This window comes from Paenilisteria newyorkensis, assembly GCF_000766145.1.
Taxonomy (GTDB): Bacteria; Bacillota; Bacilli; order Lactobacillales; family Listeriaceae; genus Listeria_A; species Listeria_A newyorkensis.
Genome location: NZ_JNFB01000017.1, coordinates 1 through 16336 on the forward strand (window position 1 = coordinate 1; position 16336 = coordinate 16336).

Genomic DNA, 16336 nt, shown 5'->3' on the forward strand with positions numbered 1-16336 from the left:
CGCAATTACTATTTTACTCGGATTTTCATTATGAGTCTCTTTTTTAGTTACCGTTGCACTTCAATTGTAAATTCAAGGCACAAAAAAACCATAGGCTCCACCATTTCAGCGTTTGCCTACAGTTCTGATTTAATTCGCTGAGGACGTATCAATCATCGTGACCTCAACATCGTTCGCTAAGATGCCAGTGTTGGTTTCATTCGACCAAAACGGACCTTCTAATGTTTTCTTTTCCTTGCTGCTCACTTCATGCTTGTCGTAAAATCTAGCCTCTACAGCGTAGCGATTACCGACTTTCACCGAATCCCATTGTGACTCGTCAAGGTCTAGCTTAATCTTTTTGCTACCTGCTCCTTCGATGTTTCCTGAAATAGAATTGTCATCATTCTTTTGCGTGACCAAAAAATTAAAAGAAACATCTATTGGAGAAGCGGAGTTTTGCAGAAAATAATAACCTCCTGCTAAAAAAACAATCGCGATAATTGTAAAAAAGGGGATCTTTCGCATCTTTGTCTATCTCTCCTTCATATATATAAAACATCCAATTTAGCTACTTCTTTATTATAAGCTCTGTTTTTCATTTCGGGAAGGGGAAAACGCGATTTCTCATTGTATTTTTAGAATTACTTCCGTTTTATTTATCCGCATCTCATTTTGGAGGCTATTTCTCTTTAGGATGATCTTGTAAAGCGTCAACACCACGCTCGCCGGTACTGATTTTAATGACCTCAGCCACGGGATAAATGAAAACTTTACCATCGCCAGGTTCGCCAGTGCGCAACGTGTTTTTCACAACTTCTAAAACGGCTTCCACAGGCACGGTGCTGACAACAATCTCGATTTTCATGCGTTCGTGAACATTGTTTTCTTTCTTTTTGCCGCGATACAGCTCGATTAAGCCTTTTTCAAGACCGGTTCCGAGCGCCTTCGTCACAGTGAGGCCGCTAACGCCGATTTCTGCGAGCGCTTTTTGGAATTCGTAAAAACGGTTTGGACGTGTAATAATTTCGATTTTTGTTAAGTTTGACAATAGAACCACCCCTTAATCATGATAGGCTTTTTCGCCGTGAAGCGTTAAATCAAGCCCTTTGTACTCTTGATCTTCATCCACTCTGATTGGTAGGAATATTTTGATAACATAGATAATGATGGTGGTAGCAATCGCAACGAAAACGACCGTAGATCCGATAGCGATGAGTTGTTTGCCGAGCAAGCTAGCATTTCCGTAAAAAAGACCGTCCGCGCCAAGCTTGTTAATTTTAGTAGTAGCGAAAAGCCCTGTGGCAATACCGCCCCAAATTCCGCCGATACCATGCAAACCGAAAGCGTCTAGTGCATCGTCGTATTTCAGCTTGCCTTTTAACCAGAACACCGCCCAGAAACAGATCGCGCCGCCGAGGAAACCAATCAGTAAAGCACTGCCAACCGTGACGAATCCAGCTGCGGGCGTAATCGAGACAAGGCCTGCAATCGCGCCGGAAATTGTGCCGAGCATTGTTGGTTTTTTGTTAATCAGCCATTCGACCGCGACCCAACCGATAATCCCTGCTGCAGCGGCCGAATTGGTGTTGACAAACGCAGCCATCGCAACATTATCGATCGTCAGCGCGCTACCAACATTAAAACCGTACCAACCGAACCAGACTAATATACCACCAATTAAAGCGAGTGGCAAATTATGTGGGGAGGAATTCTCCGCTTCCTTACGACGCCCAAGCACAATCGCGAGCACGAGCCCCGTAATACCAGAACTAATATGAACCACATTCCCACCCGCAAAATCAAGCGCACCGAGTTCACGTAACCAGCCACCGTCGCCCCAAACCCAGTGAGCGACAGGAGAATAAACAAGCAATGACCATAAAATAATGAAAATTAAGTATGCCGCAAAATTCATCCGTTCCGCAAAAGCGCCAGAAATGATAGCTACTGTCAAAATAGCGAATGTCATCTGGAACATCATGAATAAAGTATGTGGAATCGCGTCGGAGTATGTCGCATTGGCATCGAAACCGACGCTATGCAAAAATGTCCAATCAAAACTTCCGATAAAAGCATTTCCTGGTGCAAAAGCGAGGGAATAACCAACGAAAACCCATAGAATAGAAATAATCGCCATCGAGCTAAAGCTATACATCGCAGTGCTCAGTACGTTTTTACGGCGAACCATCCCTCCATAGAATAAAGCAATCCCCGGTGTCATCAGCCAAACTAACAAGGTACAAAAAAACATAAATACTGCTTCCATGTGACACTCTCCTTTTTGTTAGATAATCTAACATTTGTTTTTTGTTTATGTGATAATAATACTGCAAACTGAAAATAAAGCAAGCTATTTTAACTGAAAATTTATATTTTGTTAGATTATCTAACATATAGCGCTTTCTTAACTATGTTTTAGGGTTTTAATCATAATATTCATTTTATTTGAAGTTAATTTTTTGCGAGAAAATAGGTGACATAAGGTGTAAAAGAGGCTTTTAAAAAAGGGCAAACTAAAAGACTCTTCACGTCAAAATGTGAGGAGCCTTTTGGATTTTAAATATAAAACATATAGCCATCTAAAAGCGGATCGTCGCCGTGGCTCGCTAAATCTTCCAATGTTGTGCTGTCCAAAACTTCTTTGACGGCATTACGAATGCGGAGCCAAAGTTCGCGTTGAGCAGCTTCTTCATCTTCAATGCTCTCGACCAGAACAATCGGGCCTTCTAACGTGCGGATGATGTCGCCGGCTGTGATTTTTGCGGGTTCGTCGCCTAGAATATAGCCGCCGTGCGCGCCGCGGATACTTTTCACAATACCTGCGTTACGAAGCGGGCCGATCAATTGTTCTAAGTAATGTTCGGATAAGCCTTTTTTTTCAGCGATGGAACGTAACGAAATGGGACCTTGTCCGAAACATCGCGTTAATTCGAGTACAATAGTTAAGCCATAGCGGCCTTTTGTTGTGATTTTCATAATAACCTCCAAATAGTGTCGCGATTTTCTGGTACAATGAAGAAGAATCGCTTATGTATGATCTTCAAAATGCGATATCAGGATAATTATATAGTATATGGCGTCAAGAAGCTAATGAAATAGATGTTTTTGCATAACAGAACATACGCTCTTATGGTATAATTGGAAGAGATGATTAGAGGGGGAGAGATATGGCTATTCAACCGCTTGCTTACCGAATGAGGCCGAAGTCGCTAGATGATATTGTTGGACAGACGCATCTTGTTGGTAAGGATAAAGTGATTTATCGGATGGTAAAGGCAAAACAGTTGTCTTCCATGATTTTATATGGACCGCCTGGCATTGGGAAAACGTCGATTGCGAGCGCGATTGCAGGGAGTACAAAATATGCGTTTCGGATGTTGAACGCGGTGACGAATAATAAGAAGGATTTGGAAATTGTAGCTGCAGAGGCAAAAATGAGTGGAACGGTGATCTTGCTTTTGGACGAGGTACATCGCTTGGATAAGCCAAAACAAGATTTTCTGTTGCCGCATTTAGAGAGCGGCCAGATTATTTTGATCGGGGCAACGACGAGCAATCCGTATATTGCGATTAACCCAGCAATCAGGAGTCGGACGCAAATTTTTGAATTGAAGCCGTTGTCGGTTGCGGATATTGAGGTGACGATGGACCGGGCGCTGGCGGATTCGGAGCGGGGCTTGGGGACGTATGATGTTGTGCTGGATTCAGATGCGAAGACACATTTGGCGACGGCGAGTAATGGCGACGTTCGGAGTGCGCTGAATGCATTGGAATTGGCGGTTATTTCTTCGGAACCGGGAGATGATGGAAAAGTACACGTAACGTTGGGAGTCGCAGAGGAATGCTTACAGCGGAAGAGTTTGGCGCACGATAAAGATGGCGATGCGCATTACGACGTTTTGAGCGCGTTTCAGAAATCGGTGCGAGGCAGTGATGTGAACGCAGCGCTCCATTATATGGGCAGGCTGATTGAGGCGGGCGATTTGGTGAGTATAAGCAGGCGTATGCTCGTGATGGCGTACGAAGATGTAGGGCTTGCGAATCCGCAGGCAGCGACACACACCTTGTCCGCGATCCAAACCGCTGAAAAAATCGGGTTCCCGGAAGCGCGGATTCCATTGGCGAATGCGGTTATCGAGCTATGTTTGTCACCGAAATCCAACTCTGCGGTTATGGCGATTGATAGCGCGCTAGCAGACATTCGAGCCGGAAAAAGCGGCGAAGTTCCAGATCATTTACGTGATGGGCATTATTCCGGAGCGAAAGAACTCGGTCGAGCGCTGGATTATAAATACCCACATAGTTATGAAAATGCGTGGGTGGATCAGCAGTATTTGCCGGATCGTTTGTTAAAAGCGAAGTACTATGAACCGAAGCTGACGTCGAAATATGAGCAGACGATTGCTGGGGTCTATGAGAAGATAAATCAGAATAAAGAATAGAAATATAGTAAAAAAAGTTACGAATTTCGACACATTTAAGTGCTCCAAATTGAAATCTATAAAATTTTGTGGTATTCTTAGGTCAATAAAGAAACCCTAATGTATTCGTTATGGTACCTATATTATTGAACCGAACAATTTGATCTACCTAGGGAGCCCAAGTTCGGGCGCAGCGCACATGCCTTTTCACGAGGACTTGTAAACCGTCAGACAGAGCACCCACCTGCTGTTAATAGCGGGTTCAAACAATGGTATTAAAGACGGTACGATTGGGGTTTCTTTATTATTAAAATTAAGATTTGAGCGCTTCATTTGTGAACGTGATTTTGACGTTTTGCTGAATGGAGTGCTTTTTTGTTGAGCGCGTAAGAAAGCGTATTTTGCTTTCCTACGCGCTCAATATGCATGCGAACGCAGTGAGCAGGTAATCCATCAGGTGCCTTTAAACGCAAAAATCGGAATGAACTCAAAACAAATATAAGCAACCCATTACCCATCAAGAATCACCACGAACAAGAAAAAGAAGCCGATTATGAACGCAGTGAGCAGGTAATCCATCAGTGGCTCTTGGATTCCAAGCAAGAATGAAAACAAATATAACCCACTTGCACACTCTGAAATACAGTAGAGTACAGACAAGCAGCAAAACTAAACGCGCTTTCATCCAAAATCATCTTGGTTCTTTGCTTTCAGCGCCGTTTCTTGCTAAAATAGGGTAGGTTATAAAAACATTTTTTAAAGGCTGATTGTTAGTTTTTAATATAGAAAGAAGCGATTTTATGATGGAACGTGTGTATTTGGATCATGCTGCGACTAGTCCGATTCATCCAGAGGTTGTGCAGGCGATGTTGGCTAGTTTTACGAATAATTATGGAAATCCTTCTAGTATTCATTATGCTGGGAGAGAGGCTCGCAAGGCGCTTGATGAGGCGCGAGCTATTGTGGCGCGGAGTATCGGGGCGGATGAGCGTGAGATTGTGTTTACGAGTGGTGGCACGGAGGGCGATAATGTGGCGCTAATTGGTGCTGCTTACGCGAATCGTGCGCACGGGAAACACATTATTACGACGGCGATTGAGCATCCAGCGGTTTTGGAGACGTGTCGGTTTCTAGAGACGCAAGGGTTTGATGTGACGTATTTGCCGGTGGATAAGACGGGTGTTATTTCACTCGAAGATTTTGAGGCGGCGCTTACGGACGAGACGATTCTGGTTTCGATGATGTATGGTAATAACGAGATTGGCTCGGTGCAACCGATTCGGGCGATTGGCGAGCGGCTCTCGGAACACAAGGCGTTGTTTCATACGGATGCGGTGCAGGCTTTCGGGATGTTTGACATGGATGTCGCGGAGCTTGGCGTGGATATGTTGACGGTGACGGCGCATAAGATTAATGGACCGCGCGGGATTGGCTTTTTGTATGTGAAAAATGGGACGAATTTGGAGTATCCTTTTCATGGCGGGGAGCAGGAGCGTAAGCGTCGGGCTGGTACGGAGAATTTGCCGGGGATTTGCGGAATGGCGGAAGCTGTGCGGATTTCTTTGGAGTCGCGTAAACAGAAACGTTCGGATTTTGCGGAGTATAAGCAGGTTTTCGTGGATACTTTTGCGGAGAGTGAGATTCTTTTTGAGGTGAATGGTTCGCTTGAGAAGGGATTGCCGCATATTTTGAATGTACGCTTTCCGGGTGTGTCGGTGGAGCAGTTATTGATGAATTTGGATATGGCGGGAATCGCGGTTTCTAGTGGTTCGGCTTGTACGGCTGGCACGGTGGATCCGTCGCATGTCTTGGTGGCGCTATATGGCGAGGATCATGACGGGGTGCGCGAGTCGATTCGGATCAGTTTTGGCCTTGGTAATTCTTACGAGGAGATGGAGAATGCGGCAAGCGAGATTGTAAAGGTGGTACAGCGACTTTGTAAGTGAAGGTGAGGAGTAGTTAAAATGGATAATAGTAAGACGCGGGTAGTTGTTGGTATGTCTGGCGGCGTGGACTCGTCGGTGACCGCTTATTTGCTGAAAGAGCAAGGCTATGATGTCATCGGAATCTTTATGAAAAATTGGGATGATACGGATGAATTTGGTATGTGCACGGCGACGGAGGATTATGAGGACGTTATTCGTGTGGCGAATCAGATTGGAATTCCATATTATGCGGTTAATTTTGAAAAGGAATACTGGGACAAGGTGTTTACGTATTTCTTGGATGAGTATAAATTGGGTCGGACGCCGAATCCGGACGTGATGTGTAATAAGGAAATTAAGTTTAAGGCATTTTTGGAGCATGCGGAAAGCTTGGGTGCTGATTTTGTGGCGACTGGGCATTATGCGCGTGTGGAGACGCTGGATAATGAGGTCAAAATGTTGCGTGGCGTGGATCGGAATAAGGATCAAACGTACTTTTTGAACCAATTATCGCAAACGCAAATTTCAAAAGTGATGTTCCCGCTTGGTGGCATGGAAAAACCGGAAGTGCGTCGGATTGCGGAAGAAGCTGGATTAGCGACGGCGGGCAAGAAGGATAGCACGGGGATTTGTTTTATCGGAGAACGCAATTTTAAGCAATTTTTGAGTGAGTACTTGCCAGCGCAACCTGGTGATATGAAGACGCTGGATGGCAAAGTGATGGGCAAGCATGATGGTTTGATGTATCACACGATTGGGCAGCGTCATGGCTTAGGGATTGGTGGCGACGGTGATCCGTGGTTTGTTGTTGGGAAGGATTTGGCGAATAATGTTTTGTTCGTGGAGCAAGGTTTCCATCATGATAGCCTGTACTCGGATTCGCTCGTGGCAACGGATATGAGTTTTGTATCGGATCGCCCTGTTGAAGCGGTTTTCCATTGTACGGCAAAATTCCGTTATCGTCAGGAAGATGTTGGCGTGACTGTGCATCTGTTGGACGGGAATAAGGCGAATGTGGTGTTCGATGAGCCGGCTCGTGCGGTGACGCCAGGTCAAGCGCTCGTTCTCTATGATGGGGATGTTTGTTTAGGCGGCGGAACGATTGACGAGATTTATAAGCAAGATTCGCAGTTACAATATGTAGGATAATTCGTAGGAAAAAGAGTTTGGGATGGGATTATTTCCTGAACTCTTTTTTGATAAAGGATGAAAAGAGGATTTGTATGAAAAAGACGTTATGGATCGTGTTGGCTGTGCTAGTTTTGGTTATTGGGGGCGCTTATTTTTATTTTAATACATCGCCGAGTCAGTTTGCAGAGGAGGCTGGGAATTCAACGAAAAAAGTAGATGTCGTGGATGATAGCGGCTTCTTGATGTTCACGCCGATGAATCAGGATGTGAAGAAAAGCGTGATTTTTTATCCGGGTGCTTTTATTGATGCGCTCAGTTATGCTCCGATGGCGAAAGGGCTTGCGAATGCGGGTTACAAAGTCTATATTGCAGAGATGCCGCTTGGCTTGGCTGTTTTCGGGCAAGATAAGGCGGCAGATATTATCGATAGTCACGAGGATGAGCATTTTGTGATTGGTGGACATTCGCTTGGTGGTGCTATGGCTGCGCGGTTTGCTCATGAAAATATGGATGAATTGGACGGTATTTTCTTTTTAGCGAGTTATGCGGATGAGAAGGGAACGCTTGCAAAAGCTCCATTTTCGGCGTTGTCGATTACGGCAACAAAGGATGGCGTGCTAAATTGGGATACATATGAAAAGAATAAGAAATACTTGCCGGAAAACACGACTTTTGTATCGATTAAAGGTGGGAATCATGCGCAATTTGGGGCTTACGGGAAGCAAAATGGTGATAATGAAGCCACGATTAGTGTGGAAGAGCAGACAAAAGAAACGGTGACAGCGCTGAAAACGTGGCTTGCTGTTGCGGTAAAATAGGAGGAAAAAAGCATGATGGATAAAAATGCGCAAGGTATTGAAGCGATGCAAAAAAATGATTTAGAGACGGCGGTACGTCTTTTTACGGAGGTCATCGAGGAACATCCAAATGATCCAGTGGGCTTTATTAATTTCGGAAATGTGTTGCTTTCGATGGACGATTTTGAGCGGGCGGAGCGCTTTTTTGAGCGGGGGATTGAGCTTGATAGCAAGGCTTCTGCTGCTTATTATAGTTTAGGAAATCTGTATTATGTGTTGGAGCGTTATCAGGATGCGGCGAAGCAATTTGAACAGGCGATTGCGAATGGGCTGGATTCGGCGGACGTGTATTTTATGATTGGTATGAGTTTTGCGCAGATGGATGAGAATTTGCTTGCGATTCCGTACTTGCTCCGTTCGGTGGAATTGGCGCCGGATGACGTGGAGGCGGCGTTCCAATATGGGATCGCGCTGGCGAAATCGGATCTTTTTGAGGATGCGATTGGGGCGCTGGAGCGTGTGTTGATGCTGAAACCGGATGATGCGGATGCGTTTTATAATATTGGCGCGGCGTATTTGGCTTGGCAAGGCGATTTAGTGATTGGAAAAACATATTTTGAAAAAGCGGTGGCAAGTGATGAGAATCATGAGTTGGCGGCAAATGCGCTGGCGGCGATTCAGGATTTAGAGGCGAGCGGCGAGTAAGGTAGGACACGAAATCTGGAAGGAGGTGGGAAAATGGACACGCAAGAAACGTTGGGATTGCTCGGTGAGAACGAGGAACTGTATATGAAAGGACTCGTGATGTCGACGATTTTTCATAATAGTGATAACTTATTTTCTGTGGTGCGGATTCAGGTGCAGGATACGAATACGACGTGGGACGAGAAGGATATCGTTGTGACGGGCTTTTTTCCTGCCCTTCATGAGCAAGAGGCGTACATATTTCATGGTAAATTAATGGATCATGCCAAATTTGGTCAGCAGTTTAAAGCGGATCGGTTCAAAAAAGAGATGCCGCAGACGAAGCAGGGTTTGGTGCAGTATTTATCTGGGGAACTTTTTAAAGGCATTGGGAAAAAGACGGCGGAACGTGTGGTGGAGACGCTTGGCGAGGATGCGATTAGTCGGATTTTGTCTGATCCATCGCTGCTTCAAGAGGTGCCTCGTTTGCCACTTGCGACGGCGGAAAGTTTGCTGGAATCGCTGCGCGAGAATCAAGGTTTGGAACATATTATGGTGAGCTTGAATGAGTACGGTTTTGGGCCGCAGCTCTCGATGAAAATTTTTCAGGCGTATAAGCAGGATACGTTGAATGTGCTGGAAAATAATCCTTATAAGCTGATTGAAGATGTGAAGGGGATTGGGTTTAATCGTGCGGATGAGCTGGGGCGCAAGCTTGGTCTTGGTGGGAATCATTATTCGCGGTTGCAGGCGGCGATTCTGTACATGTTGGAGCAGGAGTCGTTGCAACAGGGAAATGTATTTATGGAGCGGGAAGTGTTGTTGGAGACGGTGACACAGCTGCTTGAGAATAGTGAGCCGATTCGGATTGAGCAGGAGCAGTTGACGAAGCAGTTATTGGCGCTTGAGGAAGATCAGAAGGTGATGACGGAGAACACGCGGGTGTACGTGCCATCGCTTTATTTTGCGGAGGCTGGATTTGCGGCGCACGTGAAACGGATGATGCGACAAAAGGAGTACGAGGAACTTTTTCCAAAATCGGAGTTTTATATCGCGCTTGGTGAACTGGAGGATCGGATCGGGGTTTCTTACGGGGAAACGCAGAAGGTGGCGCTTGAGCAGGCGTTAATGTCGCCGATGCTGATTTTGACTGGTGGACCGGGTACGGGGAAAACGACCGTTATTAAGGGAATCGTGGAGCTTTACGCGGAATTGAATGGTGTGAATTTGGACCCGATGTCGTATAAAGATGGACAGAAATTGCCGATTTTGTTGGCGGCTCCGACGGGACGTGCGGCGAAACGGATGACAGAATCGACAGGATTGCCTGCGATGACGATTCACCGATTGCTGGGAATGAACGGGCAGGAGCAGTTGGACGATGATAATGAGCGTTCAATTGAAGGGAAACTGTTGATTATTGATGAGATGTCGATGGTCGATATTTGGCTTGCGAACCAGCTTTTTCGGGCTTTGCCAGCACACATGCAAGTGATTTTAGTGGGAGACCAGGATCAGTTGCCATCAGTTGGACCGGGCCAAGTTTTGAAGGACATGTTGCGGTCGAACGAGATTCCGACGGTGGAGTTGACGGATATTTATCGGCAGGAAGACGGTTCCTCGATTATTGAGCTGGCGCATGATATTCGGCAAGGATTTTTACCAGCGACCTTCACGAAAAATAGCACGGATCGGTCGTTTTTCCATTGTACGGTGAACCAAATTGCGGAAGTCGTGGAGAAAGTCGTGGAAAATGCTAAGAAAAAAGGGTTTCGTGCGAAGGATATCCAAGTTTTGGCACCGATGTATCGCGGACCTGCGGGAATCGATATTTTAAATCGCAAAATGCAGGAAATTTTTAATGCGAATCCGGATGGAAAGCGTAAAGAAGTGAAGTTTGGCGATATCGTTTTTCGGATTGGGGATCGGGTGTTGCAACTTGTGAATCAGCCGGAGAAGAACGTTTTTAATGGCGATTTTGGCGAGATTGTCTCAATTATTTATGCGAAGGAAAACACGGAGAAGCAGGATATGGTTGTGGTGCAGTTTGACCAGACGGAGGTCGAGTATTTCAGGCAGGAGTTTGGTCAGTTAACGCACGCGTATTGTTGTTCGATTCATAAGGCGCAGGGCAGCGAGTTTCCGATTGTGATTATGCCGGTGGTGCGGAGTTATTACCGGATGTTGCGACGCGATATTTTGTATACGGCGGTGACTCGGAGCAAGCAGTTTCTGATTATTTGTGGGGAAGAGGACGCGTTTCGGATGGGCGTCGAGCGGATTGATGAGGAGAAGCGGAATACGACGCTATATGAGCGGTTGCTGAGTGAGGAAGATATGCTGGCGACAGTGAGTAATCGGAAGTTGTTGACGGAGGAAAATTGGATGCATATTAATCCGATGATTGGGATGGATGATATTACTCCCTACCAGTTTATGCGCGCTTAGGAAGGAACATGAAAATGGAGATTCAGAAATTTGAAAATGACGGTATTGCTCGGGTTAAGAGCGATGAGGTTATAATAAAAGATACGGCGTCGATGTTGGACTTTGTGATGAGTGTGCAATACGAAACGACGTATCACAAAATTATCATTGATAAAGTCGCTGTTTTAGAGGCGTTTTTCGATCTCAAGACAGGATTGCTAGGCGATGCTTTTCAAAAATTAGTGACATATCAGCTGAAAATGGCAATCATTGGTGATTTTTCAATGTATAGTGAGAATTTTAAGGATTATATGTATGAGAGTAATAAGGGGAGTCATGTTTATTTTGTTGCTACCGAGGAAGAAGCGGTTGATAAATTGAGATGAGAAAAGACGGTATGATAGCTGATTTTGCTATGTATACCGTCTTTTCTTGTACAATCATATTATTCATTATCCGCAAAAAACGGTAATTTAATCGTAAATATAGTACCTTCACCGGCCACGCTATGCACGCTAACTTCACCATCATGATAGCTAATCAACTGCTTCACAATCGACAGCCCAATGCCGGATTCGCCGAACTTTGTGCTCGTTCGTGACATATCGGCTTTGTAGAAACGATCCCAAATCTGCTCGACTTCGGATTCATCCATGCCAATTCCTGTGTCGCTAATCTCGAAAATCGTTTCTTTATATTCCTGCCTCGCCGAAAGGGTAATCGTGCCGTTTTCGGTAAATTGGATGCTGTTTTTCACGATATTAATGAAAACTTGCATCAATCGGTCGTAGTCTGCAAAAATTTGGACGGAATCTCGGGTATCCACAATAATCTGGTCGCCTCTATTTTCGGCGGTCAATTGTAGCTGGTCTTTGATAATCGCCAAAAATTCATGTGCGGCGAATGTCGTTTTGTGCAGCTGAATCTGATTCGAACGAATGCGCTCATAATCGAGATTCTCATTCACAAGTCGTGCCAAGCGCCGAGCCTCGGTATCAATCAACGCAATACAACGATCTGTCTCGCTTTTTGGAATAATATCGTTGACTAAACCTTCTGTCAAACCGCTAATCGTCGTGAGTGGCGTCCGCATTTCATGGGAAACATCGGCGATAAACTGGCGGCGGCGCTTCTCTTGACGCTCAATCTCAATCGCGGATTCTTCCAACGTCTGCGTCATCTTGTTAAAATCACCAGCCAGCGCGCCAATCTCATCAATCGAACTTTCCTTCAACCGCACGCTATAATTGCCCTTAATGACTTCTTTCGTCGCCGAACTTAGCTTACGAAAGCGGTTCACTTGTAGTTTTGCAATAATCGCACTCAAAATCAGGGCGATCGTAATCGAAATAAGAATCGTGTAGAAAACGTACCAATTAATTTTGCCGATGACTTTCTCAGTGCCGCTAATTGGCGAGGTGAGCATGATTCCACCGGCAAATTCACCATTTTTCTCAATCGGAATACTCACGCGCGTCAATTGGTCAGTAAAGCGTGTGTCTACTAGCGTCGAAACCGTCTTGCCTTCCTGCAATTCCTTCCATTCATCGGTTTTTAAATGGAAATCGGGCGGAAGTGGGCGATTGGTTTGCGGATAAATAATCGCAGCGGTATCATCGAAAATCACATAATGGATGTTTTTCACGCCTAAAATTTGCTGATACGTCTGCAAAATCGGACTTCCAGTTTCTCGGTCCGACATATTCTGCACATCTTTTGCAATTTCTTCCCCGTACGCCGTCAAATCCGAAACTTGTGTCTGGTACAAATAATCCTTCATAAAGTGCGAAATCAGCAGGCCAATCATCAAACAGGCGATAAACAAAATAACAAACTGTGTCAAAAATAGCTGATAAAAGTATTTAAATTTCATCCTGATCATTCCGTTTCGTCGAATTTATAGCCGACGCCCCATATTGTATGAAGAAACGGATGCGCCTCGGTCGCTATTTTCTGCCGCAACCGTTTGATATGCACGTCCACCGTACGCTCATCTCCATAAAATTGGTAACCCCAAACCTGTTCTAATAACTGCTCCCGCGAGAAAACTTGGCGTGGATGCTGCATCAAAAAGTATAACAAATCGAATTCTTTCGGCGTCAATGCCTCAAGTAACTGCCCCTCAAAATACATTTCCCGCGTCTTTTTGCTAATTTTGAAATATTTCGTTTCTAGAATATCGTCATCCTCAGGTTTCGCCGCCGTGTCAACTGCTTGTCCTTTGCGACGCGTCACCGCTTTAATCCGTGCCATCAATGTCAACGGGCTAAATGGCTTCGTCACATAATCATCTGCGCCAATCTCAAGCCCCAACACCTGATCCGACTCCGATTCCTTCGCCGTTAAAATAATAATCGGCACATCGCTCGTCTCACGAATTTTATGACAAATCGTCATGCCATCCATCCCCGGCAACATCAAATCGATAATCACGATATCCCAATCTTCCTTACCAAATGTCTCAAAACCTTCCAAACCATCATGCACAAACGTAGCGTCTATCTTTTCCTTCATAAAAAACATCTCGATCATCGTGCAAACACTGACATTATCCTCAATCATTAATAGTTTCATCATTTTTGCCTCTCTCTCATTAATGCTCTCCCTTAAAATTAGACTATATTCACCGCGAAATCAAGATAAATAATGTTTTTCGCAAAAGTTTAAAATACCGCACACAGTTTGTTCATATTTTTTTCACACCTTCCGTCTAATCTATAGAAAGAGCAAGACGAAATGGAGGAAACGATATGAATTTTATCAAACGAGGATTACTCAGCATGAAAGCCAGAAAAGGACGAACGATTTTGCAATTATTCATTTTTACTATCGTGTGCGTACTTATTCTATCCGGATTCACGATTCAATCCGCAGCAAATAAAGCAAGCGAACTAGCAAGACAAGAATTGGGTGGGGATGTCACACTAAGCGTTGACCGCGAGAAGCAGGTGGAGGCGCAGCAAAAAGAATCGTCATCCAGTTCAGGTGGCACCACCGAGCGACGTATGTTCGAATCCACACCAGTAGCCGTTGCAGCAGCAAAAAAACTAGCAGAACTCGATCACGTAGCGGGTTACAATCTCTATTCCAACACTCAAGCCATGGCATCCGGTTTTGAGCCGATTGCATCATCAAATGATACATCCCAAACAGACGATTCCTCCACACAGCAAGGTCCAGGCGGCAACGATTCGAACCGTCCGCAAATGGTCCAAGCCGACCTAAGTGTATCCGGCGTTCTAGACTCAGCAACCGCAACAAAATTCAAAGCCGGAACCGACAAACTGGTATCCGGAAAAGCAATCACAGCAAGCGATGTCGGCAAAAATGTCGTGATGATTGAAAAAACACTAGCAGAAGAAAACGACCTCAAAGTTGGCGATAAAATCAAGATAAAATCCAGCGACGAAGCAACAACAGTCGAATTAACAATACAAGGCATTTACGAAACAACCGATTCAGGAACCGACGCAGCAGCGAACTTCTCCTTCCTAAATCCATACAACACGATTTACGTTCCATACACCGTTGCCAACACAATCAAAGGCAGTGACGCCAAAGACACTGTCGATTCCGCGATTTACTTCATGGATGACGCAGCAAACATCAGCGCCTTCGAAAAAGCAGCGAAAAAAGTAACAGCCGTCGATTGGGACACGTTCAAATTAGACGCCAATGACGCGACATATCAACAAATGATTGGACCAATCAACAACGTAGCCGCGTTTTCTAAAAATGTTGTCTATATTGTATCCATTGCAGGCGCGTTGATCTTAGGACTACTTGTAATGATGCAAATCCGCGAGCGTAAATACGAAATGGGTGTTTTACTCGCGATTGGTGAAAAACGCTCCAAACTCGTCGGCCAGTTCCTCGTTGAAATTTTGATAGTAGCAGTTCTATCGTTCGGAATCGCCGCGGTGAGCAGTCATTATGTGGCGCAAGTTGTTGGAAATCAGCTACTAACCCAACAAAACGCGACCGCATCCGAATCGACATCATCGACAACAAACCAAAGAGGTCCAGGCGGAAATGGCGGCGGTCCAGGATTTGGCTCATCACTCACAGCGAACACCGCAGAAATCAAATCACTCGACATCCAAGTAAGCCTAGAAGACATGCTGAAAATGGGCGGAATCGGCGTCGGCATTGCCTTCATTTCCGTATTACTACCATCCATCCTAGTCCTTCGCATGAACCCAAAAACAATCTTAACCAAACAAGAATAGGAGCGTGACCTTCATGACAAAAATTCTCGAATTCAAAGGCGTAAGCTATGCCTATAAACAAAATGACAATCCAATTTTGGATAAAATAAACTATGACTTTGCAACCGGCGTTTTCTATACCGTTGTAGGCAGCTCAGGATCAGGAAAAACCACTTTCCTATCCTTGGCAGGCGGCCTCGATTCACAACAAGACGGCGATATTTTCTACAAAGGTTTATCCTTGAAAAAAATCGGTCTCAACAAATACCGGAACCAATACGTTTCCATCGTGTTCCAAAGCTACAACCTATTAACCTACATGACCGCCCTTCAAAACGTGACGACCGCAATGGAAATCACGCATGTAAATCAACAAGACAAGCGCCAATTCGCACTCGATATGCTAGCAAAAGTCGGCATTGACGAAAAAATGGCCCGCCAAAAAGTCCTAACATTGAGTGGCGGGCAACAACAACGCGTTTCCATCGCCCGCGCGCTATGCTGTGAGACAGATCTCATCGTGGCAGATGAACCGACCGGGAATCTGGATGAACGCACGAGTAAAGAAGTCGTGACGCTATTCCAAGACTTGGCGCACAAAGAAGGGAAATGCGTTATTATGGTAACACACGATCCGGAAATTGCTAAAGTATCAGATGTTAAAATCACGATGAAGAATGGTAAGTTTGATGTGAAGGAACAAATGGTAGTTACAGCATAAACAAAATAAGCCGAATCGGATTTCTAGCGTCTGATTCGGC

The 16336-nt window shown here is 45.0% G+C and carries 15 protein-coding genes and 1 other RNA gene; 10 read left to right on the forward strand and 6 right to left on the reverse strand.

Annotated elements, in window-relative coordinates:
- Positions 1-129 precede the first annotated feature (129 nt).
- The 4 genes from EP58_RS08525 to cymR all read right to left on the reverse strand — a co-directional run bounded on the left by EP58_RS08525 (position 130) and on the right by cymR (position 2958).
- Positions 130-507, reverse strand: coding sequence for a hypothetical protein (locus EP58_RS08525; protein WP_036092443.1), 378 nt, complete (start codon positions 505-507; stop codon positions 130-132).
- Between the two features lie 154 nt (positions 508-661).
- The gene (locus EP58_RS08530; protein WP_036079256.1) at positions 662-1030 is read right to left on the reverse strand and encodes a P-II family nitrogen regulator; all 369 of its coding nucleotides are present in this window, start codon (positions 1028-1030) and stop codon (positions 662-664) included.
- Positions 1031-1042: 12 nt separating this feature from the next.
- Entirely contained in the window at positions 1043-2248 is a 1206-nt protein-coding gene (locus EP58_RS08535; protein WP_036092446.1) for an ammonium transporter, read from the reverse strand.
- 290 nt (positions 2249-2538) lie between these two features.
- Positions 2539-2958 (reverse strand): cysteine metabolism transcriptional regulator CymR, encoded by a 420-nt coding sequence (gene cymR / locus EP58_RS08540; protein ID WP_036061761.1) that lies wholly within the window; start codon positions 2956-2958, stop codon positions 2539-2541.
- A 191-nt stretch (positions 2959-3149) separates the two neighbouring features.
- Between cymR and EP58_RS08545 the strand changes: the two genes are divergently transcribed.
- The 8 genes from EP58_RS08545 to EP58_RS08580 all read left to right on the forward strand — a co-directional run bounded on the left by EP58_RS08545 (position 3150) and on the right by EP58_RS08580 (position 11753).
- Positions 3150-4424: a replication-associated recombination protein A gene (locus EP58_RS08545; protein ID WP_036092447.1), complete on the forward strand. Its 1275-nt coding sequence runs from the start codon at positions 3150-3152 to the stop codon at positions 4422-4424.
- A gap of 90 nt (positions 4425-4514) precedes the next feature.
- A non-coding RNA gene (gene ssrS, locus EP58_RS17225) (6S RNA) lies at positions 4515-4704 on the forward strand.
- 499 nt (positions 4705-5203) lie between these two features.
- Positions 5204-6349: a cysteine desulfurase family protein gene (locus EP58_RS08555; protein WP_036092451.1), complete on the forward strand. Its 1146-nt coding sequence runs from the start codon at positions 5204-5206 to the stop codon at positions 6347-6349.
- Positions 6350-6367: 18 nt separating this feature from the next.
- Entirely contained in the window at positions 6368-7477 is a 1110-nt protein-coding gene (gene mnmA, locus EP58_RS08560; protein WP_036092456.1) for a tRNA 2-thiouridine(34) synthase MnmA, read from the forward strand.
- A gap of 74 nt (positions 7478-7551) precedes the next feature.
- Positions 7552-8277 carry an alpha/beta hydrolase gene (locus tag EP58_RS08565; protein ID WP_036092459.1) on the forward strand — a complete coding sequence of 242 codons (726 nt, stop codon included), beginning with the start codon at positions 7552-7554 and terminating at the stop codon, positions 8275-8277.
- Between the two features lie 15 nt (positions 8278-8292).
- Entirely contained in the window at positions 8293-8961 is a 669-nt protein-coding gene (locus tag EP58_RS08570) for a tetratricopeptide repeat protein (RefSeq protein ID WP_036092551.1), read from the forward strand.
- A gap of 33 nt (positions 8962-8994) precedes the next feature.
- The gene (recD2, locus tag EP58_RS08575; protein ID WP_036092461.1) at positions 8995-11388 is read left to right on the forward strand and encodes an SF1B family DNA helicase RecD2; all 2394 of its coding nucleotides are present in this window, start codon (positions 8995-8997) and stop codon (positions 11386-11388) included.
- A 14-nt stretch (positions 11389-11402) separates the two neighbouring features.
- Entirely contained in the window at positions 11403-11753 is a 351-nt protein-coding gene (locus tag EP58_RS08580; RefSeq protein ID WP_036092463.1) for a DUF4180 domain-containing protein, read from the forward strand.
- Between the two features lie 59 nt (positions 11754-11812).
- On the opposite strand, the gene pieS is transcribed toward EP58_RS08580, so the two are convergent.
- The gene (gene pieS, locus EP58_RS08585; protein WP_052164867.1) at positions 11813-13249 is read right to left on the reverse strand and encodes a two component system sensor histidine kinase PieS; all 1437 of its coding nucleotides are present in this window, start codon (positions 13247-13249) and stop codon (positions 11813-11815) included.
- Entirely contained in the window at positions 13246-13941 is a 696-nt protein-coding gene (pieR, locus tag EP58_RS08590; RefSeq protein WP_036092466.1) for a two component system response regulator PieR, read from the reverse strand. Before pieR ends, pieS begins: the two co-directional genes overlap by 4 nt.
- Positions 13942-14117: 176 nt before the next feature.
- On the opposite strand from pieR, the gene EP58_RS08595 reads away from it, so the two are divergent.
- Both EP58_RS08595 and EP58_RS08600 read left to right on the forward strand, forming a co-directional pair.
- The gene (locus EP58_RS08595) at positions 14118-15596 is read left to right on the forward strand and encodes an ABC transporter permease (RefSeq protein ID WP_036092468.1); all 1479 of its coding nucleotides are present in this window, start codon (positions 14118-14120) and stop codon (positions 15594-15596) included.
- Between the two features lie 13 nt (positions 15597-15609).
- A complete protein-coding gene (locus EP58_RS08600) occupies positions 15610-16296 on the forward strand; it encodes an ABC transporter ATP-binding protein (protein ID WP_036092471.1) in 687 nt (228 codons plus the stop codon).
- Positions 16297-16336: the final 40 nt, after the last annotated feature.

Coding starts and splice junctions, on each gene's coding strand:
- EP58_RS08555 (WP_036092451.1), top strand. CDS start 5,204: ATGATGGAACGTGTGTATTTGGATCATGCTGCGACTAGTCCGATTCAT.
- EP58_RS08580 (WP_036092463.1), top strand. CDS start 11,403: ATGGAGATTCAGAAATTTGAAAATGACGGTATTGCTCGGGTTAAGAGC.
- EP58_RS08545 (WP_036092447.1), top strand. CDS start 3,150: ATGGCTATTCAACCGCTTGCTTACCGAATGAGGCCGAAGTCGCTAGAT.
- EP58_RS08570 (WP_036092551.1), top strand. CDS start 8,293: ATGGATAAAAATGCGCAAGGTATTGAAGCGATGCAAAAAAATGATTTA.
- mnmA (WP_036092456.1), top strand. CDS start 6,368: ATGGATAATAGTAAGACGCGGGTAGTTGTTGGTATGTCTGGCGGCGTG.
- EP58_RS08600 (WP_036092471.1), top strand. CDS start 15,610: ATGACAAAAATTCTCGAATTCAAAGGCGTAAGCTATGCCTATAAACAA.
- pieR (WP_036092466.1), bottom strand. CDS start 13,941: ATGAAACTATTAATGATTGAGGATAATGTCAGTGTTTGCACGATGATC.
- EP58_RS08565 (WP_036092459.1), top strand. CDS start 7,552: ATGAAAAAGACGTTATGGATCGTGTTGGCTGTGCTAGTTTTGGTTATT.
- EP58_RS08535 (WP_036092446.1), bottom strand. CDS start 2,248: ATGGAAGCAGTATTTATGTTTTTTTGTACCTTGTTAGTTTGGCTGATG.
- recD2 (WP_036092461.1), top strand. CDS start 8,995: ATGGACACGCAAGAAACGTTGGGATTGCTCGGTGAGAACGAGGAACTG.
- pieS (WP_052164867.1), bottom strand. CDS start 13,249: ATGATCAGGATGAAATTTAAATACTTTTATCAGCTATTTTTGACACAG.
- EP58_RS08595 (WP_036092468.1), top strand. CDS start 14,118: ATGAATTTTATCAAACGAGGATTACTCAGCATGAAAGCCAGAAAAGGA.
- cymR (WP_036061761.1), bottom strand. CDS start 2,958: ATGAAAATCACAACAAAAGGCCGCTATGGCTTAACTATTGTACTCGAA.
- EP58_RS08525 (WP_036092443.1), bottom strand. CDS start 507: ATGCGAAAGATCCCCTTTTTTACAATTATCGCGATTGTTTTTTTAGCA.